Origin of the sequence: Streptomyces asiaticus (assembly GCF_018138715.1) — a bacterium.
Lineage (GTDB): Bacteria > Actinomycetota > Actinomycetes > Streptomycetales > Streptomycetaceae > Streptomyces > Streptomyces asiaticus.
Genome location: NZ_JAGSHX010000006.1, coordinates 7198211 through 7224094 on the forward strand (window position 1 = coordinate 7198211; position 25884 = coordinate 7224094).

Annotated in this window: 19 protein-coding genes; 7 read left to right on the forward strand and 12 right to left on the reverse strand. The window is 71.3% G+C overall.

The features are described 5' to 3' along the window. Positions 1–62: 62 nt before the first annotated feature. From KHP12_RS38570 to ispH, 7 genes are all read right to left on the reverse strand, one after another. On the reverse strand, positions 63–1682 hold the full coding sequence (locus KHP12_RS38570) for a class I adenylate-forming enzyme family protein (RefSeq protein ID WP_086884210.1): 1620 nt from the start codon (positions 1680–1682) through the stop codon (positions 63–65). 311 nt (positions 1683–1993) lie between these two features. Beyond that, positions 1994–2962, reverse strand: a complete 969-nt coding sequence (locus tag KHP12_RS38575) for a UbiA family prenyltransferase (protein ID WP_210609116.1) — start codon at positions 2960–2962, stop codon at positions 1994–1996. After that, the gene (locus KHP12_RS38580; protein WP_086883772.1) at positions 2959–4167 is read right to left on the reverse strand and encodes a 4-hydroxybenzoate 3-monooxygenase; all 1209 of its coding nucleotides are present in this window, start codon (positions 4165–4167) and stop codon (positions 2959–2961) included. The genes KHP12_RS38575 and KHP12_RS38580 overlap by 4 nt, the downstream gene beginning before the upstream one ends. Positions 4168–4177: 10 nt before the next feature. Continuing rightward, entirely contained in the window at positions 4178–5329 is a 1152-nt protein-coding gene (ispG, locus tag KHP12_RS38585; RefSeq protein ID WP_086883771.1) for a flavodoxin-dependent (E)-4-hydroxy-3-methylbut-2-enyl-diphosphate synthase, read from the reverse strand. Beyond that, positions 5326–7224, reverse strand: a complete 1899-nt coding sequence (gene dxs / locus KHP12_RS38590; RefSeq protein WP_086883770.1) for a 1-deoxy-D-xylulose-5-phosphate synthase — start codon at positions 7222–7224, stop codon at positions 5326–5328. The genes ispG and dxs overlap by 4 nt, the downstream gene beginning before the upstream one ends. A gap of 64 nt (positions 7225–7288) precedes the next feature. Beyond that, complete coding sequence (locus KHP12_RS38595; protein ID WP_308016984.1) at positions 7289–8362, reverse strand: polyprenyl synthetase family protein; 1074 nt, start codon at positions 8360–8362, stop codon at positions 7289–7291. Further along, positions 8359–9420, reverse strand: a complete 1062-nt coding sequence (gene ispH, locus KHP12_RS38600) for a 4-hydroxy-3-methylbut-2-enyl diphosphate reductase (protein ID WP_086881546.1) — start codon at positions 9418–9420, stop codon at positions 8359–8361. Before ispH ends, KHP12_RS38595 begins: the two co-directional genes overlap by 4 nt. Positions 9421–10199: 779 nt before the next feature. On the opposite strand from ispH, the gene pabB reads away from it, so the two are divergent. Beyond that, complete coding sequence (pabB, locus tag KHP12_RS38605) at positions 10200–12332, forward strand: aminodeoxychorismate synthase component I (protein ID WP_211834209.1); 2133 nt, start codon at positions 10200–10202, stop codon at positions 12330–12332. A 113-nt stretch (positions 12333–12445) separates the two neighbouring features. Next, positions 12446–13081: a TetR/AcrR family transcriptional regulator gene (locus tag KHP12_RS38610; RefSeq protein ID WP_086881544.1), complete on the forward strand. Its 636-nt coding sequence runs from the start codon at positions 12446–12448 to the stop codon at positions 13079–13081. Here the strand turns inward: KHP12_RS38610 and KHP12_RS38615 are convergent. Further along, a complete protein-coding gene (locus KHP12_RS38615) occupies positions 13072–13533 on the reverse strand; it encodes a MaoC family dehydratase (RefSeq protein WP_037950035.1) in 462 nt (153 codons plus the stop codon). The genes KHP12_RS38610 and KHP12_RS38615 overlap by 10 nt on opposite strands. 232 nt (positions 13534–13765) lie before the next feature. Further along, positions 13766–14377, reverse strand: a complete 612-nt coding sequence (locus tag KHP12_RS38620; RefSeq protein WP_086881543.1) for a hypothetical protein — start codon at positions 14375–14377, stop codon at positions 13766–13768. A gap of 201 nt (positions 14378–14578) precedes the next feature. On the opposite strand from KHP12_RS38620, the gene KHP12_RS38625 reads away from it, so the two are divergent. Beyond that, positions 14579–17413, forward strand: a complete 2835-nt coding sequence (locus tag KHP12_RS38625; protein ID WP_211834210.1) for a penicillin acylase family protein — start codon at positions 14579–14581, stop codon at positions 17411–17413. A 49-nt stretch (positions 17414–17462) separates the two neighbouring features. Here KHP12_RS38625 and KHP12_RS38630 read toward each other — a convergent pair whose 3' ends face one another. After that, entirely contained in the window at positions 17463–18785 is a 1323-nt protein-coding gene (locus KHP12_RS38630) for a serine-threonine protein kinase (protein WP_086881541.1), read from the reverse strand. Between the two features lie 299 nt (positions 18786–19084). Between KHP12_RS38630 and KHP12_RS38635 the strand changes: the two genes are divergently transcribed. From KHP12_RS38635 to KHP12_RS38650, 4 genes are all read left to right on the forward strand, one after another. Next, positions 19085–20125, forward strand: a complete 1041-nt coding sequence (locus KHP12_RS38635; RefSeq protein WP_086881540.1) for a LysR family transcriptional regulator — start codon at positions 19085–19087, stop codon at positions 20123–20125. Between the two features lie 159 nt (positions 20126–20284). Further along, entirely contained in the window at positions 20285–21067 is a 783-nt protein-coding gene (locus tag KHP12_RS38640) for an SDR family oxidoreductase (protein WP_210609115.1), read from the forward strand. 147 nt (positions 21068–21214) lie between these two features. Next, on the forward strand, positions 21215–22858 hold the full coding sequence (locus KHP12_RS38645; RefSeq protein WP_086882136.1) for a class I adenylate-forming enzyme family protein: 1644 nt from the start codon (positions 21215–21217) through the stop codon (positions 22856–22858). A 30-nt stretch (positions 22859–22888) separates the two neighbouring features. Then, positions 22889–23482, forward strand: a complete 594-nt coding sequence (locus KHP12_RS38650; RefSeq protein WP_037950214.1) for a TetR/AcrR family transcriptional regulator — start codon at positions 22889–22891, stop codon at positions 23480–23482. A 135-nt stretch (positions 23483–23617) separates the two neighbouring features. Here KHP12_RS38650 and KHP12_RS38655 read toward each other — a convergent pair whose 3' ends face one another. Both KHP12_RS38655 and KHP12_RS38660 read right to left on the reverse strand, forming a co-directional pair. Next, positions 23618–24832 carry an acyl-CoA dehydrogenase family protein gene (locus KHP12_RS38655; protein WP_164434126.1) on the reverse strand — a complete coding sequence of 405 codons (1215 nt, stop codon included), beginning with the start codon at positions 24830–24832 and terminating at the stop codon, positions 23618–23620. 7 nt (positions 24833–24839) lie between these two features. After that, positions 24840–25862: a phosphotransferase family protein gene (locus tag KHP12_RS38660; protein ID WP_086883732.1), complete on the reverse strand. Its 1023-nt coding sequence runs from the start codon at positions 25860–25862 to the stop codon at positions 24840–24842. Positions 25863–25884: the final 22 nt, after the last annotated feature.

The window sequence follows — 25884 nt, forward strand, 5'->3', positions numbered from 1 at the left end:
CTCGTTCATGGTGGATGCGGTCGTCTCGATGCGTGGTGTGGTGGTGCGATGCGCGGCGCGGGTCAGGTCCACTGGCCGGTGCCGTAGGTGTCGCTGGAGCCCAGCAGCTGTTCGCGCAGTTCCCCCCGGCGCACCTTCCAGGTGGCGGTGCGCGGCATCTCGTCCCAGGGCACGAGCCGGGGCTTGTCCATCTCGGGCAGGCCACGGCAGGCCCGGTCCCACTCCTGGGGGTCCAGGGCGTCGTCGCGCATGCACAGCACCGGGATCGGCGGCTGCCCGGGGACCCCGAGCACGATCACCTCGGAGGCCCGGTCCAGCCGGTCGAGCAGGGTGGACTCCAGCTCGATGCTGCTCATCCCGGGGATCATGTCGACCTCGCGGTCGATCAGCCGGATGCGGCCGTAGCCCGCGTACTCGCCCAGGTCGCCGGTGTTCCACCAGCGGCCCTGGTCCTTGGCGCGGTGCCGGTCGTCCTCGCCCAGATAGGTCAGACAGCGTGACTTGGTCCTGACCATCAGCAGCCCCGGCTTCCCCCGGGGCCGTTTGCGGCCGGTCTCCGGGTCCACGACCTTCACCCGGACCAGGGGCGGGAACCCGACGTTGGTGGCGTCGTGCGCCCGGGGTTTGCCCGGACGGACCATGGAGCGGGTGGCCACCCCGGCGGCGATGCCCGCGATCTCCGACTGCCCCACGCCCCAGGCCCACAGCGGCAGCCGGACCCGGGAGGCGCCGAGGAACTTGCGGACCGTCCTGGGGTGCACCGCGTCGAAGGTGCTGATGAACCGCCGTACGCCCGCGAAGAGTTCGGGCCGGGTGTCGGCCAGCTCCTCCCAGTACTGGAAGACGTTCGGACAGGCCTCCAGCGAGGTGGGCGGGTGCGCGGCCAGCATCCGCGCCACGTTCTCCAGACCCGGATCGGAAAGGATCACCATCTTCCGCGGCCCGCGGAACAGCGTCCCGTTGGTCCAGGACAGATTGCGGTTGTGGGCGAAGGAGATCCCGCTGGCCACCACGTCCTGTGGCCGGGAGGTCATCAGCGGCAGCCGGTAGGACTCGATGCGGAACGGCACGGCCGCGAGCGTGGTGGCGGGCGAGTGCACCACCAGCTTCGGCACGCCCGTGGTGCCCGAGGTGTGGGTGACCAGCATGGGCTCATGGGGGCCGCGGAACCGCACCGGCGGGCGGGCGCCGCCGCGCACATCGTCGATGCGCAGTGTTCCGCCGGGCAGCCCCGGGCGGTCCTCGCCGACGGCCACCAGCGTCATCCCCGGGTCGTCGAGCGCGACCCCGGCGGCGGTCATCCGCTCCAGCACCGTGGTGCCCATCACCAGGACCTTCGGGGAGATCCTGGTGAGCAGGGTGCGGATATGGGCCTCCGACCGGATGGGCGCGATCATCACCGGCAGCGCCCCGAGCCGGGCGGCGGCCGCGGCGAGCAGGATGAAGTCGTAGTGGTTCTCCTTGACGATGGCGAGCCGGTCGCCGTGGCGCAGCCCCGCCCCGTACAGCCAGCCCGCGGCGTCCTCCACCGTCGCCGCCAGGGCGGGTACGTCGAAGCGGGTGCCGGAGTCCGGGGCGATGTCGAAGGGCCGGTCCAGATGCATGACCGTCGGCCTGCCCTGTTCGGCGGCCCAGTGGAACAACCGGCCTACGTTGACGGGCCGTTGAGAACGCGCCGCCATGCTCATCTCCTTGGATAGGGGTGCGTACGGCTGGGACGGGGGGTACGGCTAGGGGGTGTCCGGCGGGTCGTGGCGCCTGCGGCGGGCCACGCGGCGGAGCCGCATATCGTTGCTTCCCCCTCCCCGCCCCTTCCCTCAACTGGGGCTCCGCCCCAGACCCCGCTCCTCAAGCGCCGGAGGGGCTGATTTCAGCCCGTCCGGGGTCCAGGGGCGAAGCCCCCCACGCGGCGGAGCCGCATATCGTCAGGTGTCGGGAAGGGGCGGGTAGGGGAGCAGCACGCCGCAGGCGTACGCGTACCGCCGGACACCCCCTAGGACAGGACATACAGCGCGGGCGCCAGCAGGCCCAGGAAGCCCAGGTCGTAGGCGTAGAGCCCGAGCTTGCGGGCGCTCAGCCAGCGCCCCCGCAGCGGGCCCTCGCGCAGCTGGGCCGCATGGAGGGCGGTGGCGGGCAGGAGGGTCAGCAGGGTCCACCACGGCCACCGGGTGGCCAGGCCCAGGACGCAGATCAGCGTGGCCGAGGCCAGGAAGAAGACGGCCATGGCGGTCTTGTAGACCCGCGGCCCGGTGGACGCGGCCAGCGTGCGGCGGCCCACCGAGCGGTCCCCGTCGGCGTCGTTGACGTTGGAGTAGCTGCTCACCATCACCAGCCAGAGCCCCAGCAACAGGCCCACCAGCACCGCGGGGGACGACCAGTGCCGCTCCACCGCCAGATACGGGGCCAGCAGCCCGGCCGTGGTGGCCAGGCACAGCAGCGTCTCCGCACCGCCCCGGTGGTAGCTCAGCCGCAGCCCGGCCGAGTACTGCACGCTGAGGAAGAACCCGACCCCGTAGAGGAGGTACGCCACGGCCGGGGCCCGCCAGTCCAGCGCCCAGAACGCCCCGATCCCCGCGAGCACCGCGACCGAGGCCGCGCAGGCGATGAACCGCACCGTCTCGCGCTCGGTGACCGCCCCGCTGAGCAGCGGCTTGCCGCGGATGTCGCGCTTGGTGTCGCCGGCCTTGTAGTTGCGGGCATCGCTGCCGTTGCGGAAGCCCACCAGGTCGTCGGTGGCGCAGGTGCAGGTGACGATGCCCATGGAGCCGAGCAGGAACAGCAGCATCGCGGCGGTGGTCCCCGGGCGGTCGCGCGCCTGCGGGCTCAGGATGAGCCACGCCATGCCCCAGCCGAAGTAGTTCTGGTACACGAAGATCTTCGACAGCCGGAACAGACCGCGCGCCACGTCCCCGCCGCGGCGGGGACGCGCCGTCGTCCGGCTCTCGCTCGTCAGCGACGTCACGGCCGACCTCCCCGGGCCGGGGTTCGCTCCCGCGCCAGGCCCACATAGTTCTCGGCGAAGTTCCGCGCGGCGGCGGGGGAGCGCACCACGGCCTCGAGCCGGGCGTGCTGGAGGCGTTCGTCGAACACCCGGCCCTCCGTCGGCCGGTGCAGCAGCCGCGACATCCAGTCGGAGAACTCCTGCGCCTGCCAGACCCCGGGCAGACAGGCGGCCGAATAGCCGTCCAGCGGGCCGCGGTCGCCGGTTTCGTAGAACTCCCGGAAGGCCGCGGCGAGCACCTTGATGTCCGCCACGGCGAGGTTGAGCCCCTTGGCCGCGGTCGGCGGCACGATATGCGCGGCGTCCCCGGCCAGGAACAGCCGCCCATGGCTCATCGGCTCGGTGACGAAGCCACGCAGCGCCACACAGCTCTTCTCCAGGACCGGCCCCTCGGCCAGCTCCGGGGCGCCGTCGATGTCCAGCCGGGTGTGCAGCTCCTTCCAGATCCGCTCATCGGGCCAGTTCTCCACCGACTCACCGGCCTCCACCTGGAGATAGAGCCGACTCACCGCGGGCGAGCGCATGCTGTGCAGCGCGAAGCCGCGGCCGTGCACCGCGTAGATCAGCTCCTCGGCGGCGGGCGGGGCCTGGGCCAGCACCCCGAGCCAGGCGTACGGATACGAGCGCTCGTAGGTCGTCAGCGCGCCGGGCGGCACGGACCGGCGGGAGACCCCGTGGAATCCGTCGCAGCCCGCGACGAAGTCACAGGCGATCTCCACCGGTTCGCCCGCCACCGTGCAGCGCACGGCCGGTGTGTCCGTCTCCAGGCCGCGCAGCTCGACGTCGGGGACGTCGAACCACAGCCGCGCCCCGGCCGCCGTCCGGGCCCGGGTCAGGTCCTTCACCAGCTCCTGCTGGCCGTACATATGGACGGTCCGGCCGGTCAGCTCGGTGAAGGGCATCCGGTGGGCGCGCGCACCGAACCGGAAGACGAAGCCCTCGTGGACCAGCCCCTCACGGTCCAGCCGGTCCGCCAGACCGGCCTCGCGCAGGAAGTCCACGGTGCCGCCCTCCAGCAGCCCGGCCCGCACCCGCTTCTCCACGTAAGTCCGGCTCCGCCGCTCCAGCACGATCGAGTCCACCCCGGCGAGCTGGAGCAGATGGGAGAGCAGCAGACCGCCGGGGCCCGCCCCGACGATCGCGACCCGCGTTGTCAGGCGCTTCACGGATGCCCCCTCATCCCACACTGACGGTGGGGGACTCGGGGGCGTCCTGCGGGCCGGCCTCCTCGGCCAGGCGCATGGCCTCCTCGATCAGGGTCTCCACGATCTTGCTCTCGGGGACGGTCTTGATGACCTTCCCCTTGACGAAGATCTGGCCCTTGCCATTGCCCGACGCGACACCGAGATCGGCCTCCCGCGCCTCACCGGGACCGTTGACCACACACCCCATCACCGCGACCCGCAGCGGCACTTCCATGCCCTCGAGACCGGCGGTGACCTGGTCGGCCAGCTTGTACACATCCACCTGGGCCCGGCCGCAGGAGGGGCAGGAGACGATCTCCAGCTTGCGCGGCCGCAGATTGAGCGACTGGAGGATCTGGGTGCCGACCTTCACCTCCTCCATCGGGGGCGCCGACAGCGACACCCGGATGGTGTCGCCGATGCCCTGCCGCAGCAGCGCGCCGAAGGCCACCGCGGACTTGACGGTGCCCTGGAAGGCGGGGCCCGCCTCGGTCACCCCGAGGTGCAGCGGATAGTCGCAGGACTCGGCGAGCAGCTCATAGGCGCGCACCATGACCACCGGGTCGTTGTGCTTCACCGAGATCTTCAGATCGTGGAAGCCGTGCTCGGCGAAGAGCCCCGCCTCCCACAGCGCCGACTCCACCAGCGCCTCGGGGGTGGCCTTGCCGTGCTTGGCCATCAGCCGCGCGTCCAGCGAGCCGGCGTTCACCCCGATGCGGATCGGGGTGCCGTGGTCCTTCGCGGCCCGGGCGATCTCCTTGACCTTGTCGTCGAACTTTTTGATGTTCCCCGGGTTCACCCGCACCGCCGCGCATCCCGCCTCGATGGCGGCGAACACGTACTTGGGCTGGAAGTGGATGTCGGCGATCACCGGGATCTTGGACTTGCGGGCGATCTGCGGCAGCGCGTCGGCGTCGTCCTGGCTGGGGCAGGCCACCCGGACGATGTCACAGCCGGTCGCGGTCAGCTCGGCGATCTGCTGGAGGGTGGCGTTGACATCGGCGGTGACGGTGGTCGTCATGGACTGCACGGAGACGGGGAAGTCGCTGCCGACCCCCACCGCGCCGACGCGGAGCTGACGGGTGACACGGCGCTTGCCGAGCACCGGTGGCGGCGCGGCGGGCAGGCCGAGATCGACGGTCATCGGGAATCCTCCTCAAGGCGCCGGACACCCGGCGCACGGTCGGCCGCGATCCGCAGGTGGATCGAGCGGGCCAGGTCTTCGGGGCTCAGGCCGCATTCGGCGAGGATGTCGGCGCGTTTGCCGTGGTCCAGGAAGCGCTGCGGAATCCCGAAACCGGACACCGGGGCCGGGACACCGGCGTCGCGCAACTCCTGGGCGAGCAGCGAGCCGTAGCCGCCCACGCGCAGGTTGTCCTCGACGGTCACCACGAGCCGGTACTGCTCCGCCAGCTTGATCAGGGACGGGTTGACCGGTTTGAGCCAGGCCGGGTCCACCACGGTGACGCCCAGGCCCTCCCCGGTGAGCCGGCGCGCCGCCTCGCACGCCGTCGCGGCCATGGCGCCCACGGACACCAGCAGCACGTCGTCGCCGGGGGAGCGGTGCAGCACATCGATGCCGTCGTGCTGGTCGACGGCCGGGATGTCCGGCCCCACCGGGCCCTTGGGGAACCGGATGGCGCTGGGTCCTTCGGTGATCGCCACCGCCTCGCGCAGCGCGGCGCGCAGACGGGCTCCGTCACGGGGCGCCGCGATCCGCAGACCGGGCACGATCCCGAGCACCGACAGATCCCACATGCCGTTGTGGGAGGCCCCGTCGTCACCGGTGACCCCGGCCCGGTCCAGGACGAACACCACCGGGCAGGAGTGCATCGCCACATCCATCAGCAGCTGGTCGAAGCCGCGGCCCAGGAACGTGGAGTACACGGCCACCACCGGCACCATCCCCGCCATGGCGAGCCCCGCGGCCGAGGTGACCGCGTGCTGCTCGGCGATGCCGACGTCGAAGACCCGGTCCGGGAACTCCTCCGCGTACGCCGCGAGCCCGGTGGGCCGGAGCATCGCCGCCGTCACCGCCACCACCTCGGGGCGCGCACGGCCGATCTCGACCAGCTCCGCGCCGAAGACCGACGTCCAGGACGGGCCCGGGGAGCCCAGCGGTTCGCCGGTGGCCGGGTCGCTGACACCCACCGCGTGGTGGTGGTCGCGGTCGTCGGCCTCCGCGCGCCGGTAGCCGTGGCCCTTACGGGTCAGACAGTGCACCACGACCGGCCCGCCGAACCCGGCGGCCTGCCGCAGGGCGGCCTCCACCGCCGCGATGTCATGCCCGTCGACCGGCCCGAGGTACTTCAGGCCCAGGTCGGCGAAGAGCCCCTGCGGGGCCAGCATGTCCTTCAGCCCCGTCTTGACCGCGTGCAGCGCCTCGTAGAGCTTCGGGGTGTGCCGCAGCCGCTGCTTGGACCACTCCAGGAACCGCTCGTAGTCGGGGGAGGTGCGCAGGCCCGCCAGATGGGTGGCGAGGCCGCCCGTGGTCGGCGCGTAGGAACGGCCGTTGTCGTTCACCACGATGACGACGGGACGGTCGGGGGCGCCCGAGATGTTGTTCAGCGCCTCCCAGGCCATGCCGCCGGTCAGCGCCCCGTCCCCGATGACAGCCACCACCGCGCGGTCGGTCTCGCCCCGCAGCCGGAACCCCTTGGCGAGGCCGTCGGCGTAGGACAGCACGGTGGAGGCGTGGCTGTTCTCGATGGTGTCGTGCTCGGACTCCGCCCGGCTGGGGTAGCCGGACAGGCCGCCCTTCTGCCGGAGCCGGTCGAACCCCTCCCGGCGGCCGGTCAGGATCTTGTGCACATACGCCTGGTGTCCGGTGTCCCACAGGATGCGGTCCCGGGGGGAGTCGAAGACGCGGTGCAGGGCGATGGTGAGTTCGACGGTGCCCAGGTTGGGACCCAGGTGCCCGCCGGTGCGCAGCACCTTGTCGATGAGGAAATGCCTGATCTCCGTTGCGAGGCCGGTGAGTTGGCCGGCGTCCAGGTGCTTGATGTCGGCGGGACCGTGGATGGTCTCCAGCAGTGTCATCCGGGTTCACTCCCTCCGCGTCGGTGGAGCCGGGTGCGGTCGCTGTGGGTGCCCATCGGTGGCCTCAGGCGCTCCGGTAGGCGACCTCGTGGGCCATGGCGGCCAGTTCCTCCCGCCACTCCGGCTCCAGCGGGGCCTCGGCGATGGCGCGGCAGGCCCGCTCGACGAGCCCGTCGATGTGCTTCTCGACGTCGTCGCGCACACCCGTCTCGATCAGCAGCCGCCGCAGGTGGTCGGTGCCCCGCAGCTGGGCGGGCACCAGCTCCCGGATGTGCGCGTTGCGCTGGATGGCCAGGGCCATCAGCAGCGTCATCTTGTGCTGCTCGAAGTCCAGACCGCTCGGCTTGCCGGTCACCTCGGAGTCCCCGAAGGCGTCCAGCAGGTCGTCCCGCAGCTGGAACGCCTCGCCGAGCGCGGCCCCGTACTCCTCGAAGGCCGGCGCCGCGTCGGCGCGGCCGGCCACGGCGGCGCCCAGGACCAGCGGGCGGTGGATGGTGTAGCGGCCGGACTTGGCGATGGCGATCCACCGCGAGGTCTCCGGGTCCGGCTCGAACTCCACGGACGCCGCCACGTCCATGTACTGGCCGATGATCAGCTCCGAGCGCAGCAGATGCCACTCGGCCGCCACCGCGGGCTCCACCTCGGCCATGATCTCGTCGGAGTAGACCAGGGCCAGATCGCCCGCGAGGATCGCCACGTTCTCCCCGAACCGCTCCGCCGTGCCCTGCCAGCCGCGCTCGCGGTGCAGCGCGGCCTGGCTGGTGTGCACGGTCGGCGAGCCGCGGCGCACCGCGGACTCGTCCATCACATCGTCGTGGATCAGCGCACAGGCGTGGAGCAGCTCCAGCGCGGCGGCGACGGGTATGACCCGGCCGTCCTCCGGATCCCCGCCGGCGGCCAGATAGCCGCTCAGGCAGAACGCCGGGCGCATCCGCTTGCCGCCCGCGTCGACCAGGTGGGCTATCGCATCGACGGGGACGCTGGAGCGGGGGTCGAGACTGTGCCAGCGCTCGTACTCCCCGGACAGGAAGGTGTGCAGCCGCTCCTCGACCCGGGGCAGCAGGCTCATCAGCGTCCGGCGGGCGGTGGTTGCCGGGGCCGGGGCGGGGCGGGGGGTCGCCATCGTGTGGACCGTCACTTCGTCCTCCTGGAGGTTCCGGCCGGTGCGTCCGATGGGACCTTCGACCAGGCGTCGTCGAGCCGTTCCCGGTCGTCGGACCGGATGCCGTCGGTGAGTGATAGGGGCATGGAGAAGACCACGTCCTCGACGGCCGTGGACTCGATGTCGACCTGGTCATGGCCGAACTCGGCCAGCCGGTCGAGGAGTTGGTGGACGAGGGCGTCCGGGACGCTGGCGCCGGAGCTGACGCCGACGGTGGTCACGCCCTCCAGCCAGCGGCTGTCCAGCCGGGAGACGTCCGGGACCAGCTGGGCCGGGGTTCCGGCGTCGCGGGCGACATCGACCATCCGCTGGGAGTTGCTGGAGTTCTCCGAGCCGACCACCAGCACCAGATCGGCCTGCCGGGCGAGTGACTTGATGCCGTTCTGCCGGTTCTGGCTGGCGTAGCAGATGGTGTCGGTCCCGGGGCCGGCGATGTCGTCGAACCGCTCGGTGAGGGCGCGGACGATGCCGGCGGTCTCGTCCACCGACAGGGTGGTCTGGGTCAGATAGGCCACCGGAGTGTCCCGCGGCAGGTCCAGCCGTTCGACGTCCTCGACGGTCTCCACGACCAGGGTTTCCCGCGGGGCCTCCCCGCGAGTCCCTTCCGTTTCCTCGTGTTCCGCATGTCCCACGAGCAGCAGGACCCGGCCGTCCCCGACCACCCGGCGCGCCTGCTGGTGCACCTTGGCCACCAGAGGGCAGGTGGCGTCGATGACCTGGAGATCTCTGGTGGACGCCGCGGTGCGGACGGCGGGCGCGACACCGTGTGCGGAAAAGAGGCACACGGCCCCTTCGGGAACGTCGTATTCCGATTCCACAAAGCGTGCGCCCTTGCGCTCCAGGAGGCCGACGACGTAGTGGTTGTGGACGATCTGTTTTCGAACATAAATAGGCGGGCCGTATACCTCAAGCGCCCGCTCGACCATCGCAATGGCGCGGCGGACGCCCGCGCAGAAACCGCGGGGTTCGGCGAGGATGACGCGTTTGCGGGGCGCTCTCGTATCGGGCTGGGAGGTCTTCGTGCTTAAGCGCATGACGTATTGCTCCAACGCCGGCTTGCGGCTCGGATGAGAATGGGCGCGTCGCGGTGCGGCCAGGCCGCCGTAAGGCGGGCATGGCTGTGTCCTGGCGTTTGCGGATGGCTGTCGAAGCATCGGCGGCCCAGCGGTCAGCAATTGCTCACATAGCCATGAAAGCGTGCCTGACCTGGATAAACGCCAAGATGGCCACTACCGGGAGGCAGGGTGTTAAGGACGGTCTCCGGAAGCCGGCGCTCGGAGACGATGCGATGGAAGAGACATTCACTTACCCCCGTAAGTCTCATGTGAGTTCTACGCCATCCGTTGCCGTGCCCCCATCGGATAAGCGCAGGTCGAAAACACTATAGAAGGCGAGTCTGAGTGCAAGCCTTACGCATGTGACCTTCGTCACATTCCGAAATGCCGGCGGAACTGTCGCTTACGGTTACACCCTATTGCTAAGCTCCCTGCCGCGTTGAATCGACCGTGTCGTCGGCTGCGCAACGGGGGCTCTGGGCCGGAAATTCCGGTAGTAACCGCGGGTAATCCCTTCCGAGTGATGGAGAAATTCACTCGAAGGAGTGACGGACGTATATCCATCATTTCTCTATCCGCTGGTCGCGGTTTTGCGACCGGGAGCGGATGCGTCCGTTTCCTCGGTTCCGGTCCCCCCGCGGCCGGCCCCCGGCTGAACCCCGAGCAGGCCGCCGAAACGGTCCACGCGTTCACCTCACCGCTCCGCGCGGGGTGAACCGTGCCGGTCATCCTTAAGCTCCGATAGGTTCGAGGTTTCGATGCGCACGCTGCTGGTAGACAACTACGACTCGTTCACCTACAACCTGTTCCACTACCTGGCCGAGGTGGGCGGCCAGGAGCCCGAGGTGATCCGGCACGACGACCCCGGCTGGAAGCCCGAGATGCTGCGGGACTTCGACAATGTCGTCATCTCCCCCGGACCCGGCAGCCCCGAGCGCGCGGCCGACTTCGGCGTCTGCCGCGACATCGTGCTCGAAGGCGCCCTGCCGCTGCTCGGCGTCTGCCTGGGCCACCAGGGGGTGGGCCTGCTGAGCGGTGCCCGGGTGGTGCGGGCCGTCGAGCCCCGGCACGGCCGGCTGTCCCGGGTGACCCACGACGGCACCGGCCTCTTCGCCGGACTGCCCAGCCCGTTCGACGTCGTCCGCTACCACTCGCTCACCGTCACCGACCTGCCCGAGGAGCTGCGGGCCACCGCCTGGACCGAGGACGGTGTGCTGATGGGGATCGCCCACCGCGAACGGCCCCTGTGGGGCGTGCAGTTCCACCCCGAGTCCATCTGCACCGAGCACGGCCGGCTGCTGCTGGGCAACTTCGCCGGCCTCACCCGCTCCTGGCAGACCCGCCGGGGAGTGGAACCGGCGGCGCGGCGGCGCGGCACACGCTCCTCCCTCCGCGGCGGCGCGGAACCCACCGCCGCGCCGCGCGCCACCCCGCGGTCGCTGCGGGTGCTGGTGGAGACCCTGCCCACCCGCTGGTCCGACGAGGTGGTCTTCGACCGGCTCTTCCGCGCCGACGGACACGCCTTCTGGCTGGACAGCAGCGCCACCGGGGGCGAGCGCGGACGGTTCTCGATGATGGGGGACGCCTCCGGGCCGCTGGCCCGGGTGGCCACCGCCGACACCTGGGCGGGCACCGTCACCGTCACCGCGGGCGGCTCGTGCGAGGTGCTGCACGAGGAGTTCCTGCCCTGGATCGAGCGCGACCTGCGCGCCACCCGGGTCCAACTGCCCGCGCTGCCCTTCGACTTCGCCCTCGGCTGGACCGGATACCTCGGCTACGAGCTCAAGGCCGAATGCGGCGGTGAGCGCACCCACCGCTCCTCGGAGCCCGACGCCGCGATGGTCTTCGCGGACCGCGCCGTGGTGTTCGACCACGAGACCTCGACCACCTATCTCCTCGCCCTGGCGGAGGAGGGCGAGGAGCGGGGTGGCGAGGAGCAGGCCCGGGCCTGGCTGCGCGGGACCGCCGGCCGGCTGGCGGAGCTGGCCGGGCGGGAGCCCCGCCCCACCCCGCTCACCACCGGCCCGGACGAGATACGGCTGCGCCACGACCGCGAGCACTACCTGGAGATGATCGCCACCTGCCAGGAGCTGATCACCGCGGGGGAGACCTATGAGGTGTGCCTGACCAACATGGCCGAGGCCGAAGGACCGGTGGACCCGTGGGCCGCGTACCAGTATCTGCGCCGGGTCAGCCCCGCGCCGTTCGCCGCCCTGCTCCGCTTCGGCCCGCTGTCCGTGCTGAGCACCTCGCCCGAGCGCTTTCTGCGGGTCTTCCGGGACGGCACCGTGGAGTCCCAGCCGATCAAGGGCACCCGGCCGCGCGGCGGCTCCCCGGCCGAGGACGAGCTGCTGCGGGTCGACCTCGCCACCAGCGAGAAGGACCGCTCCGAGAACCTGATGATCGTCGATCTGGTGCGCAACGACCTCGGCCGCACGGCGGAGATCGGCTCGGTGCGGGTGCCCAAGATCTTCGACGTGGAGACCTATGCGACGGTCCATCAGCTGGTCAGCACCGTACGCGCCACCTTGCGGCCGTCGAGCTCCGCGGTCGAGAGCGTACGCGCCGCCTTCCCCGGCGGATCGATGACCGGCGCGCCCAAGATCCGCACCATGCAGATCATCGACGATCTGGAGGCGGGGCCGCGCGGGGTCTACTCGGGCGCCATCGGCTACTTCTCACTGTCCGGGGCGTGCGATCTGAGCATCGTGATCCGCACCCTGGTGGTGACCCCGGACCGGATCCGGTACGGGGTGGGCGGGGCGATCGTGGCGCTGTCCGACCCGGACGAGGAGTTCGAGGAGACGGCCGTGAAGGCGACCCCGCTGCTGCGGCTGCTGGGTGCGGAGTTCCCCGGCCGGGTGGGCACCGAGACGGCGGCGGCTCGCTGAGCGCCCAGCACGGCCCCGGACATCGCCGCGGCCCCGGACACCGCCGCGGTCCCGGACGCCGCGGCCCCGGACACCCCTAAGCGCTTGCTCACTCTCCGTGTAGGGTGTGCGCCATGGACGCGGAGCCGAAGAACACCGGTGGCAAGGCCGAGCCCTGGGGCGACATCACCCCCGACGCCGCCCGGCGGCTGGTGAGCGCCGCCGTGCACGCCTTCGCGGAGCGTGGCTACCACGCCACCACCACCCGGGACATCGCCAGCCGCGCCGGAATGAGCCCGGCCGCGCTCTACATCCACTACAAGACCAAGGAAGAGCTGCTCTACCAGATCAGCAAGGTCGGCCATGAGCGGGCCCTGACGATCCTGGAGCGGGCGCGGGACAGCGAAGGCACCCCCGCCGAGCGGCTGGCCGACGCCGTCCGCTCGTTCGTCCGCTGGCACGCCGAGCACCACACGACCGCGCGCGTGGTGCAGTACGAGCTCGGCGCGCTGGCGGAGGAGCACCACGCCGAGGTCATCGCGGTCCGCAAGGCCACGGACGGGGCGGTGCGCTCGATCATCGAGGACGGGGTGAAGGCGGGCGTCTTCGACGTCCCGGACGTCCGCGGCACCTCGGTCGCGGTGCTGTCCCTGTGCATCGACGTCGCCCGCTGGTTCAACGCTCGCGGGCGCAGCACCCCCGACGAGGTCGGCGACCTCTACGCGGGTCTGGTGCTGCGCATGGTGGGGGCCCGCGTCGGTCAGCCGTAGAAGCGGACGACGGACTCCGCCACGCACGCCGGCTTGTCGCCGCCCTCCCGCTCCAGGGTCACCGTCAGCGTCATCTGGAGACCGTCCTTGACCTCGGCCGCCTCCACGATCCGGCCGGTGGCGCGCAGCCGGGAGCCGACCGGGACGGGGGAGGGGAAGCGGACCTTGTTGACCCCGTAGTTGATGCCCATGCGCACGCCCTCGACCCGCAGCAGCTGCGGGGTGAACAACGGCAGCAGGGACAGCGTCAGATAGCCGTGCGCGATCGTGGTGCCGAACGGACCGGCGGCCGCCTTCTCCGGGTCCACATGGATCCACTGGTGGTCGCCGGTCGCGTCGGCGAACAGATCGATGCGCTTCTGGTCGACCTCCAGCCAGTCGCTGGGGCCGAGTTCCTCGCCGACCGCGGACCGCAGTTCATCGGGCGAGGTGAAGATCCTGGGCTCTGCCATGCGTGCCTCCTGGGCAACCACTCACTAAGCGACTGCTCAGCATGGTGGGCTGACCAGGGGCCTGTCAACGCGGCCCGCGTCGAGGCGGCCATCGGCGTGTGTCAGCGGTCGACGGCGGGTGTCAGTGGCCATCGGTGATCGACGGCTGTCTTCAGGGGATTCCGGCGCGCTCGCCGGTCGTCCGGTGCTCAAAGGTTCCGACGAGCGCGCTCCCGGCCGGGGCGGCCGGGTGTCATACGGTGGCGTACCGGCTCATCCGGACCACCCGCCGGGCCGCCGCCAGGGCCTCGGTGGTCAGCAGCGGCAGCGGCACCACGATGCCGCAGTCCGCGCAGACCGGCCCGGCCGAGGGGTAGCGGTCCAGGTCCTCGCGCCAGACCAGGCCCGGTCGGATGCATACCGGGCAGGCCGCCCCCGGTCCCGATTCCATCGCCGCGATCAGCCGTCGCAGCACATCCGCGAGGCGGTCGTCGGGATGGGTCGAGGGGCTCTCGCAGGGAATGATGTCGCATCCGCCCCAGGTGCGCAGATGCCAGTCGTCGACAGCGCTCGGCTGCCGGATGCCGAGAAGTTTCTCCTGCCTGCGCCGGGCGGCGAAGTCCGCCTCGTACGCGAGCCACAGTGTGCGGGCCTCCTCGAGCTCCTCAAGGGCGGTGAGCAGTCGTAGGGGGTCCGGCCTGCGATCCTCCGGGGTGATCCCGGAGCGGGTGCACAGATGGTGCCAGGTCGCCCGGTGCCCGTACGGCGCGAACCGTTCCAGGCATTTGCGCAGCGATGTGCGCCGAGCGGTGATGTGTCTGCGTGGATTGCGAACCTCTCGTGCGAGTGCTCTGAAACCGGCCACTTCCTACCACCTCCGCGTGTTGCGGACCCGACTCGTTGTCGAATGGACGTAACGCAGCGCGATCCGGATCCATCGAATTCCCTGGATCTTCGCGGGCAGTCCTCATCCGTCCACACGCGGAAAGAAGTTGACGCCCGCTCATCTTCCAGGCCGCTAATACCGCCGGTAACCTCCGTCCGACGGCAATCGGGAGGAGCGCACATGCGACGACGAACCCCCAGGCCCACCAGAACCCGCAAGCTCACCAGTACCGTGCTCGCCGCGGCCGCCGCGCTCGGCCTCGGCATCGCCCTCGCGGCCCCGGTGCCCACGCCGGCCCGGGCGGAACCCGCCGCCGCGGCCGCCACCGACTACTGCCGGGGCCAGTGCTCCGACATCCTCCCGCCGGGCGCCACCGGCAACGCCACCCTGGCCGACATCCTCGCCAACCGGGTGCTGGGCACCCATCCCGAGCACAGCACCGACCAGCTCGGCCCGTACGGCAATCTGGCGAGCGGCTACCCCACGCTCACCGACGACAAGCTGAACAGCTTCTTCAACGACTCCTCCTTCGGAGTCCCCGCCGACCAGGTCGCCTCGGTGACCAAGCCGCGCGACGACGTCACGATCACCCGCGACAAGAAGACCGGCGTCCCGCACATCCAGGGCACCACCCGCGAGGGCACCGAGTACGGCGCCGGATACGCCGCCGCCCAGGACCGGCTGTGGCTGATGGACCTCTTCCGCCACGTGGGCCGCGGCGAGCTGACCCCCTTCGCCGGCGGCGCACCCGCCAACCAGGGCCTGGAGCAGGACTTCTTCCGCCAGGCGCCGTACACCGAAGAGGACTACCAGGCGCAGATCGACTACATCCTCACCCACGGCGGGGAGCGCGGCCGCCAGGCGCTGGCCGACGCCCAGGCGTATGTCGACGGCATCAACGCCTACGCCAAGAAGTCCAAGGACGGCCGGTACTTCCCCGGTGAGTACGTGCTCACCGGCCATATCGACGCGATCACCAACGCCGGTGAGATCCAGCCGTTCAAGCTCACCGACCTGATCGCCCTCGCCTCCGTCGTCGGCGCGCTCTTCGGCAACGGCGGGGGCGGCGAGGTGGAGGGCGCGCTCTCGCTGCTCGCCGCCCAGCAGAAGTACGGCCTCGCCGAGGGCACCAAGGTGTGGGAGTCCTTCCGGGAGCGCAACGACCCGGAGGCGGTGCTGACCGTGCGCGACGGCAGCTTCCCGTACGCCGGCAAGCCCGCTACGCCCAAGGGCACCGCCCTGCCCGACACCGGCTCGGTCACCCCCGAACAGCTCGTCTACGACCGCGAGGGCGGCGCCGCCACCAAGGCCCGCACCCGGGTCAAGGCCCCCAAGTCGTCCCTGGAGCCGCTGCGCGGCATCTACGACGACGGGGTGCTGCCCCGCGATCTGTTCAGCCGCAAGAAGGGCATGTCCAACGCGCTCGTGGTCTCCGGCAAGTACACCTCGAGCGGCCACCCGGTGGCCGTCTTCGGCCCCCAGACCGGCTACTTCGCCCCACAGCTGCTGATGCTCCAGGAAATCCAGGGCCCGGGGATCAGCGCCCGCGGCGCCTCCTTCGCGGGGGTCGGGATGTACGTCCAGCTCGGCCGGGGCCAGGACTACGCCTGGAGCGCCACCACCTCGGCCCAGGACATCACCGACACCTACGCGGTCGAGCTGTGCTCCCCGGACGGCTCCGCGCCGCACCTGGACTCCACGTACTACCGCTACCGCGGCGCCTGTGTGCCGATGGACAAGCTGGAGCGGCGCAACGCCTGGAAGCCCACCCTCGCCGACTCCACCGCCGCCGGCTCGTACCGGATGCAGGTCTACCGCACCAAGTACGGGCTGGTCACCCACCGGGCGACGGTCGGCGGCAAACCGGTGGCCTACACCCTGCTGCGCGCCACCTACCGCCACGAGGCCGACTCCATCATCGGCTTCCAGATGCTCAACGACCCCGGCTATGTGACCGACGCCAAGTCCTTCCAGAGCGCGGCGCAGCACATCAACTACACCTTCAACTGGTTCTACGCCGACTCCCGGCAGACCGGGTACTACAACAGCGGGCTCAATCCGGTGCGCGCCGCGGACGTCGACTCCTCGCTGCCGGTGAAGGCCGACCCCGCCTATGAGTGGCGGGACTTCGACCCGAAGGACAACACCGCGGCGGCCACCCCGCCCGCCGAACACCCCCAGTCCATCGACCAGGACTACTACATCAGCTGGAACAACAAACTGGCCAAGGACTACAGCGCGGCCGGCTTCGGCAACGGCTCGGTGCACCGCGGCAACCTCCTCGACGACCGGGTGCGCGCCCTGGTCCGCAAGGGCGGTGTCACCCGCTCCGCGCTCACCCGGGCCATGGCCGAGGCCGCCGTCACCGATCTGCGCGGCGAGGACGTGTTGCCGGAGCTGCTGAAGGTGGTGCGCTCCAAGCCCATCGACGACCCCCAGCTGGCCACGGCCGTCCAGCAGCTGGACTCCTGGCAGTCGGCGGGCTCACAGCGCCATGAGACCAGCGCCGGCTCGCACACCTACGGGCACGCCGACGCGGTACGGATCATGGACGCCTGGTGGCCGCTGCTGGTCGAGGCCGAGTTCAGATCCGGCCTGGGCGACGGGCTCTACGACGCGCTGCGCGCCAATCTGTCCGTCGACGAATCGCCCTCCGCCGGGCACGGGCCCACCGGCTCGCACGCCGGGTCGTCCTTCCAGTCCGGCTGGTGGTCCTATGTCGACAAGGACCTGCGCACGGTCCTCGGCGAGGACGTCAAGGGCCCGCTGGCCCGCCCGTACTGCGGCGGCGGACAGCTCGGCGCCTGCCGTGACGCCCTGCTGACCAGCCTGAAGACGGCCGTGGGCAAGACCGCCGCGCAGGTCTACCCGGGGGACGACAACTGCTCCGCGGGCGACCAGTGGTGTGCCGACGCCATCATCCAGCGGCCCGTCGGCGGGCTCACCCACGACAAGATCAGCTGGCAGAACCGGCCCACCTTCCAGCAGGTCGTGGAGTTCCCGGCGCACCGCTGAGCCATGAGGGGCGGGGCCCCGCACCCGGCGGGGCCCCGCCCCCGGTCCGCTACCCCGCTCCGATCCGGCCCGCGCGCAGCACCACCCGGGCCAGCTCCTCATGGCAGATGTCGCTGTGCGCCCCGGCCGGCGGCACACCGCGCCGGACGACCTCGGAGACATCGACGCTCACACAGCCCCCGGCCGGGAACGGGCCGTCCAGCGCCTCGGCCAGCTCCAGCCGCGGGCAGCCGTCCACCGCATGGACGCCGTCGTACCCGATCGCCCCCCAGCGGAGGTCGCCCGGCAGCAGCGAGGCATCGTCCCAGGACACCCGCGACGCCACCGGATACAGCAGCCCCAGCGCGGTGTCATGGCGCGAATGGCAGGACACCAGCGGCCCGCTGACCCGGCGCGGGGCGTCGTGCAGCACCCCGCCGCAGTCGGCCGCGTGCGGCAGCCGCCCGGCGAAGGCGTAGTGCGAGAACGCCCCCTGGAGCAGGGTCACCGACGCCACCGTGGCGCCCTCCTCCAGCCCGGTCAGCGCGAACGACACCAGCCGGGCGCCGAAGCTGTGGCCGACCAGATGGATCCGCGGCGCGGTCCGCAGGGCCGCGAGGGCGCCGAGCACCGGGCCGAGGCCCTCGCGCCCGACCGTGCCGGCCCGCCGCTTCATCACGTAGTACGTCCCCTGGCGCAGCAGCTCGTGCGCCCCGTCCCAGAGGCCGCCGAGCCCGCCGAGCCCGCTGTCGAAGACGGCGCGGTCCTCCGCGTCGGTCTTCCCGCGCGCCTCGGTGAGCGCGGCGGCGAGCCGCTCACAGACCTCCGTCACGTCCTGCCCGAACATCGCCGGTACGCCGTCCTCGTCCGGCTCCGCGTCCGTGTCCGCCGCGTCCCCCGCGCCGCCGGACATCCCGCGCACCCGCACCAGACCGCGCACCAGCACCGCGAACTCGTCCAGCGCCGCCAGCCGTTCCGGCCGCTCGGCCAGCAGCTCCGCGAGGCGCGCCACGATCTGCTGCCGCCCCGGGAAGACCGCGTCCAGCGCCCGGTGGGTCTCCGCGTCGAGCCCCGGCGGCTCCCCGGGCGCCTGGTCCCGGGGTAACCCCCCGAGCGACTCGTCGGCGAACCGCATCGACGGCCACACCACTCCCACATAGCCCGGCCGCGCCGGGCCCGCCTCGCCGAGCAGCCCCGGGAAGGGCGCGAAGAAGCGGTCGTACAGCCGTGTGGCCATGGTCCGGGTGTTGTTCCAGCCGTGCGAGAACACCACCAGATCGGTGAGCTCCTGCTGCGCGGCCTGTTCCAGCAGCCGGTCCCGCTGCCGGGTGTCGACGTCCCCGTCCGCGTCGAATCTCAGCTCCCAGTACGGCCTTACGCTCATCCCCGTCATCGTTCTTTCCCCTCGGATGGTCCGATGTGCGTGCATCGTCCCAACTGCCCCGACCGCTGGCCATACGACACGCGTACGGTCGCCGTCGGACAATCGGCCAGCCGTTCGACTTACCCGGAATGGGACGGGCGGAACCTGGAATGCCGGGCTCCGTCACCATCCTGCGATAGCGAATTCCCGAATATCCATCGGAAGAATATCGCAGCTGTTCTCCGGATCAGTTCATGACAAGACGCTGCACTATGCTGCGAACGGAAACGTCATTGGGGTGCCGAATACTCTTCGAGCGGAAGGCCGGAATGCCCTTAAAAGATCGATGGCAGTACCCGACGGCGCTGCTGGACACCACGATGGACCAGCTCAGGACGTTGCTCGCGGTCCATGAGGCGGGCACCGCGCTGGGTGCCGCCCGGCTGCTGGGGCGGGAGCAGTCCAGTGTGCAGAAACAACTGGACACCCTGAACCGGAACTTCGGCGCACTGTGCGGTGAGCCCTTGGTGGTCAAACGGGGACGCAGTCAGAATGTGCTCTTCACCGCGACCGGGGAGTCCCTCGCCGGACTCGCGCGCGGCACCCTGGAGGACTGGCGGGAGGGGCTGCACGACAGCCGCCGCCGGCTCGGCAGCCGGCTCGTGGTCGGCTCCACCCGTTACACCCTCGGCTTTCTGCTGAATGCCGTGGAGCTGGTCACCGAGGAATTCGACGGCCGGGGCGTCGAGCTCAAGGTCGAGCATGTGCGCACCCGGGATCTGCTCCAGCGGCTCGACGCCAAGGAGCTCGACCTGGTCTGCGGCAGCGTGCTCACCACGGCGGGCCACGACGACCGGCTCGACGGCTTCGAGGTGATGGAGTGGCGGCGCAGCGGTCTGTCCCTGGTCACCAACCTCGACGCCGAGGAGCTGCCCGGGCCCTCGGTCCCGGTGAGCGAGCTGCCCCGGCTGCCGCTGGCGGTCTCGGCCGACGGCCTCATACCCGGCTTCCTGCGCGGCTGGTTCGGCGCCCGCTACCGCCAGGAGCTGCACATCGCGGCCGAGATCGACACCGTGCAGTACGGCCTTGAGCTGCTCTCCTCGGGGGTGCTGCGCGGCTGTGTGCTGGTCACCGAGGGCATCGGCGACGCGGTGGCCGACGGACGGATCCGGGCCGGGGCCGGGCTGCGCACCCTGGAGCTGACCGACGGCATGGGGCCGGAGCTGGAAGTGCTGGTCGGGGTGTTCGTACGGGCCGGGGAGCGCACCGCGCAGGACGCCGGTCATCCGCTCAACGTGCTGTGGAGCGCGCTCGCCGGGGAGAACGCGCGGTGGCGCAGCGTCATGCGCAAGGAGCGCCCCGGCCGGTAACCCGCGCCGCCGCCGGCGGGTAACCCCCCGGCCGTCCACGGGGTGGCGGATATGCCTCTTCCGTTTACACATACCGACTGGTTAGTCTGCGGGGCGGAAGCCGGGCCGGGCAGGAGCCGAGCCGGGCGGAAGCCGATCCGAGCCGAGGAGCTGCGAATCGTGGGTACCGTGCGTGGGGCGCGTGTAGTGGTCACCGGAGCGGGCGGCGGCATCGGCGCCGCCCTCGCCCGGCGCTTCGCCGCCGAGGGCGCCCGGGTCGTGGTCAACGACCTCGACGCCGCCAAGGCCGCCTCCGTCGCCGGGGAGATCGGCGGGATCCCCGTCCCCGGTGACGCCTCCGGTGTCGTACCCGCGGCGCGCGAGGCGCTGGGCGGCTCCATCGACATCTTCTGCGCCAACGCGGGCGTCGGCCACGACGGCGGCCCCGAGGCCGACGACGCGCTGTGGCAGCACTCCTGGGACGTCAATGTGATGGCCCATGTGCGGGCCGCCCGGGAGCTGCTGCCCGAGTGGCTGGAGCGCGGCAGCGGCCGCTTCGTGGCCACCGTCTCCGCCGCCGGGCTCCTCACCATGATCGGCTCGGCGCCGTACGCCGTCTCCAAGCACGCCGCGCTCGCCTTCGCCGAATATCTCTCGGCCACCTACCGCCACCGCGGCATCGGCGTCCACGCCGTCTGCCCGCAGGGGGTGCGCACCGACATGCTCACCGCCTCCGGGACCGCCGGGGAGCTGGTGCTGGCGCCCACCGCGATCGAGCCCGAGCAGGTGGCCGACGCCGTCCTCGCGGGCATCGACGAGGAGCGCTTCCTGATCCTTCCGCACCCCGAGGTGGCCCGCCACTACGCCTCCCGCGCAGGCGACACCGACCGCTGGCTGGGCGGCATCAACAAGCTTCAGCGCAAGCTCGAAGAGCTCGAGGCGGCGTCCGGGACGTCGGGCTGACCCCGGGTCCGGCGCTCCCCTGTCTTCCGTGCCGTCCCGCCTCTTTCGCACCTTCCCGCGCCACCGCCATTCGTACCTCGCCGCCCCACCACCTTTCGTACCTCCCCGCCCCACCACCCTCACCCCCGTCGAGACAGGGCCGCACCCATGACCACGTACCAGGACCAGCCATGGCTCGCTCAGCTCAATGAGAAGCAGCGCCGGCCGATCGTCCCGCGGCCGAGTCCGCTGCACGCGTTCCGGGACGCCGTGCGCACCGCCCCCGACCATCCGGCGCTCGCCTACTTCGACGGACGGCTGACCTACCGGGAGGCCGACGAGCTCTCCGACGGCATAGCCGGCCACCTCGCCGAGCGCGGCTTCCGGCCCGGCGACCGGCTCGCGATCATGCTCCAGAACACCCCGCACTTCGTGCTCGCGCTGCTGGGCGCGTGGAAGGCGGGCGGCACGGTCGTCCCGGTCAACCCCATGTACAAGGGCGCCGAGCTCGCGCACATCCTCGGCGACGCCGAGGTGAGCGCCCTGGTCTGTTCCCGCCACGGCTGGGAGGACTACATACGCGACACGGCCGCCGCGTCCCCGGTACGCATCGCGCTCACCGCCGACGCCCGCGACCTCCAGACCCGCGACGACGAGCGGGTGCTGCGCGACCAGCCCATCCCGGTCCCCGAGGACACCGAGGACCTCCTCGCCGTCGCCCGCGCCGGGGCCCGCCCGCCGTCCGTCCCGGCTCCCGGCCCCAACGACATCGCGCTGATCAGCTACACCTCCGGGACCAGCGGCACCCCCAAGGGCGCCACCAACACCCACGGCAACATCTCCTACAACGCCGACCGGCAGCACCTCCTCCATGAGCTGCCCACCGGTTCGACGCTCTTCGCGCTGGCCCCGCTGTTCCACATCACCGGCATGGTCTGCGAGCTGTGCGCGTGCATGTCCGGAGCCGGCACCCTGGCCCTGGCCTACCGCTTCGAGACCGGCGTCGTCCTCGACGCCTTCGCCGAGCACCGCCCCGTCTACACCGTGGGCCCCTCCACCGCCTTCATGGCGCTGATGGCCCACCCCCGGGCCACCCGCGACCACTTCTCATCCTTCCGGATCATCTCCTCCGGCGGCGCCCCGCTGCCGCCCGCGCTGGTCGAGCGGTTCCAGAGCGGCTTCGGCCCGTATCTGCACAACGGCTACGGGCTCACCGAGTGCACCGCGCCCTGCGCCAGCGTCCCGCCCGGGGTCCGCGCCCCCGTCGACCCCGTCTCCGGCACCCTCGCCGTCGGCGTCCCCGGCGCCGACACCGTCGTGCGCATCGCGGACGAGGAGGGGCGGGACGTGCCGTTCGGCGAGCAGGGCGAGATCGTCGTCCGCGGCCCGATGGTGGTGCCCGGCTACTGGCGGCGCCCGGAGGCGACCGCGGCCGCCCTCCCCGACGGGGAACTGCGCACCGGCGACATCGGTTTCATGGACGAGGGCGGCTGGCTGTACGTGGTCGACCGCAAGAAGGACATGATCAACGCCTCGGGGTTCAAGGTGTGGCCGCGTGAGGTCGAGGACGTGCTCTACACTCACCCCGCCGTGCGGGAGGCGGCCGTCGTCGGCAAACCCGACACGTACCGCGGCGAGACGGTCAAGGCGTATGTGAGCCTCCGATCAGGGGCCGAGGTCACACCGGACGAGCTGTCCGCGTACTGTGCGGAGCGGCTTGCCGCGTACAAGTACCCCCGCGAGGTGGAGATCCTGCCGGAGCTTCCGAAGACGACCAGTGGCAAGATCCTCCGGCGGGAACTGCGAGGATGAGAGAGAAGAGGAAGAGAACGGGTGGCGACCATGGCCAGAGCGACGGACGGTGACGGACAGCCGGTGCCACAGCGGCTGCTGGCCGCTGCCACCCGCCTCTTCGCGGAGCGGGGCTACGACCGGACGTCCGTACAGGAGATCGTCGAGGCGGCGGGCGTCACGAAGGGCGCGCTCTACCACTACTTCGGCTCCAAGGACGATCTGCTCCACGAGATCTACGGCCGGGTGCTCCGGCTCCAGCAGGAGCGGCTGGACGCCTTCGCGGACGCGGACGCGCCGGTGGAGACGCGGCTGCGGGAGGCGGCGGCCGATGTCGTGGTCACCACCATCGAGAACCTCGACGACGCGACCATCTTCTTCCGGTCGATGCACCAACTCAGCCCGGAGAAGCACAAGCAGGTGCGCGCCGAGCGGCGCCGCTACCACGAGCGGTTCCGCGCGCTGATCGAGGAGGGGCAGCGGGCCGGGGTGTTCAGCACCCGGACCCCGGCGGACCTGGTGGTGGACTACCACTTCGGCTCCGTCCACCACCTGGGCACCTGGTACCGCCCCGGCGGCCGCTGGGCCCCCCAGGAGGTCGCCGACCACCTGGCCGATTTGCTGATGCGCGCACTGCGGCCGTAAATCCAGCCTGTCCAGGGGGCACCTCCCAGCGGTAGCTGGGGGAGTTTGAGGACCGGGGTCCGGGGCGGAGCCCCGGATGCGGGAAGGGGCGGGGTGGGGAACAAACCCCGCCCGCCCCTCCACGTACCGCTTCAGCTACACGTACCGCTTCAACTCCCGCCGCGCCAACGACCGCTGATGCACCTCATCCGGCCCATCGGCCAGCCGCAGCGTCCGCGCCGCAGCCCACAACTCGGCCAGCGGAAAGTCCTGGCTCACCCCACCCGCCCCATGCAACTGCACCGCCCGGTCCAGGATCTCCACCACCGTCCGCGGCGTCGCGATCTTGATGGCCTGGATCTCGGTGTGCGCCTCGCGGTTGCCCGCCGTGTCCATCAGCCAGGCCGTCTTCAGCACCAGCAGCCGCAGCTGCTCGACCGCCACCCGCGCGTCCGCGATCCACTCGTGCACCTGCCCCTGCTGGGCGAGCGCCTTGCCGAACGCCTGTCGGGCCACCGCCCGACGGCACATCAGCTCGATACCCCGCTCGGCCATGCCGATCAGCCGCATGCAGTGGTGGATCCGGCCGGGGCCGAGCCGGGCCTGGGCGATGGCGAAACCGCCGCCCTCCTCGCCGATGAGGTTGCTCACCGGCACCCGCGCCCGGTCGAAGACCACCTCGGCGTGGCCGCCGTGGTAATGGTCCTCGTAGCCGTACACCCGCATCGCCCGCCGCACCTCGACGCCCGGAGTGTCGCGCGGCACCAGCACCATCGACTGCTGACGGCGCACATCGGCGCCCTCCGGGTCGGTCTTGCCCATCACGATGAAGATCTTGCAGTCGGGGTTCATCGCCCCGGAGATGTACCACTTGCGCCCGGTGATGACGTACTCGTCGCCGTCGCGCTCGATCCGGGTCTCGATGTTGGTCGCGTCGGACGAGGCGACCTCGGGCTCGGTCATCGCGAAGGCCGACCGGATCTCGCCCGCGAGCAGCGGCTCCAGCCACTGCTTGCGCTGCCGCTCGTCGCCGAACTGGGCGAGCACCTCCATGTTGCCGGTGTCGGGGGCGGCGCAGTTCAGGGCGGTGGGGGCCAGCTGGGGGCTGCGGCCGGTGATCTCGGCGAGCGGGGCGTACTGGAGGTTGGTCAGCCCCGCGCCGTACTCGGCGTCGGGGAGGAAGAGGTTCCACAGCCCCTGGCGGCGCGCCTCGGCCTTGAGCTCCTCGACGATCGGCGGGGTCAGCCAGGGGGAGTCGAGGGCGGCCCGCTGCCGCTCGGCGACCGCCTCCGCGGGATGGACGTGCTCGTCCATGAAGGCGAGCAGCTTGGCGCGGAGCTCTTCGGTCCGGGCGTCGAATGCGAAGTCCATGACGGGATCAGCTCTCCTGGAGGGTGGTGAGGCCGTGGTCGATGAAGGCGGGGACGATGTCGCCGATGCGGTCGAAGCCCGTGCCGAGGGTCTGGCCGAGGGTGTAGCGGTAGTGGATGCCCTCGAGGATCACCGCCAGCTTGAAGTAGGCGAAGGCGGTGTACCAGGAGACGCCGCTGACATCGCGCCCCGAACCCTCGGCGTAGCGCTGGATCAGCTCGTCCGTGGAGGGGTGCCCGGGGGCGCCCTGGGTGGAGGAGATGGGGGAGTCGGCGAGATTCGGATGACCGCTGTACATCACGATCAGTCCGAGATCGGTCAGCGGATCGCCGAGCGTGGACATCTCCCAGTCGAGGATCGCGGTGATCCGGTCGTCGGCGTTCACCAGGACGTTGTCGAGACGGTAGTCGCCGTGCACGACCGTGGGCGCGGGGGAGGCCGGGAGCGCCTTGGCGAGCCGGGCGTGCAGCTCGTCGATCCCGGCCAGCTCACGGCTGCGCGAGGCGGTCAGCTGCTTGCCCCAGCGGCGCAGCTGCCGCTCCAGGAACCCCTCCGGGCGCCCGAAGTCACCGAGCCCGACCTCGGCCGGGTCGACGGCGTGCAGCGTCACGAGCGTGTCGACGAGGGAGAGCACGACCTCCCGGGTGCGCTCCGGGCCGATGGCCGCGAGCTGCTCGGCGGTGCGGTACGGGGTGCCCTCGACGAACTCCATGACGTAGAAGGGCGATCCGATGACCGAGTCGTCCTCGCACAGCAGCACCGGCTCCGGCACCGGCACGGCCGTCGGGTGCAGGGCGCTGATCACGCGGTGCTCCCGCGCCATGTCATGGGCGGTGGCGAGCACATGGCCCAGCGGCGGACGGCGGACCACCCAGCGGGACGTGCCGTCGGTGACCGTGTAGGTGAGGTTCGAGCGGCCGCCTTCGATCAGCTCGGCCCTCAGCGGCCCGCGTACCAGCCCCGCGCGTTCGCGGTCGAGATGGGCGCGGAGCCGTTCGAGGTCGAGCCCTGGGGGATTGCCTGCGTTCATCGAACCTCTCTCGTACTCGTAT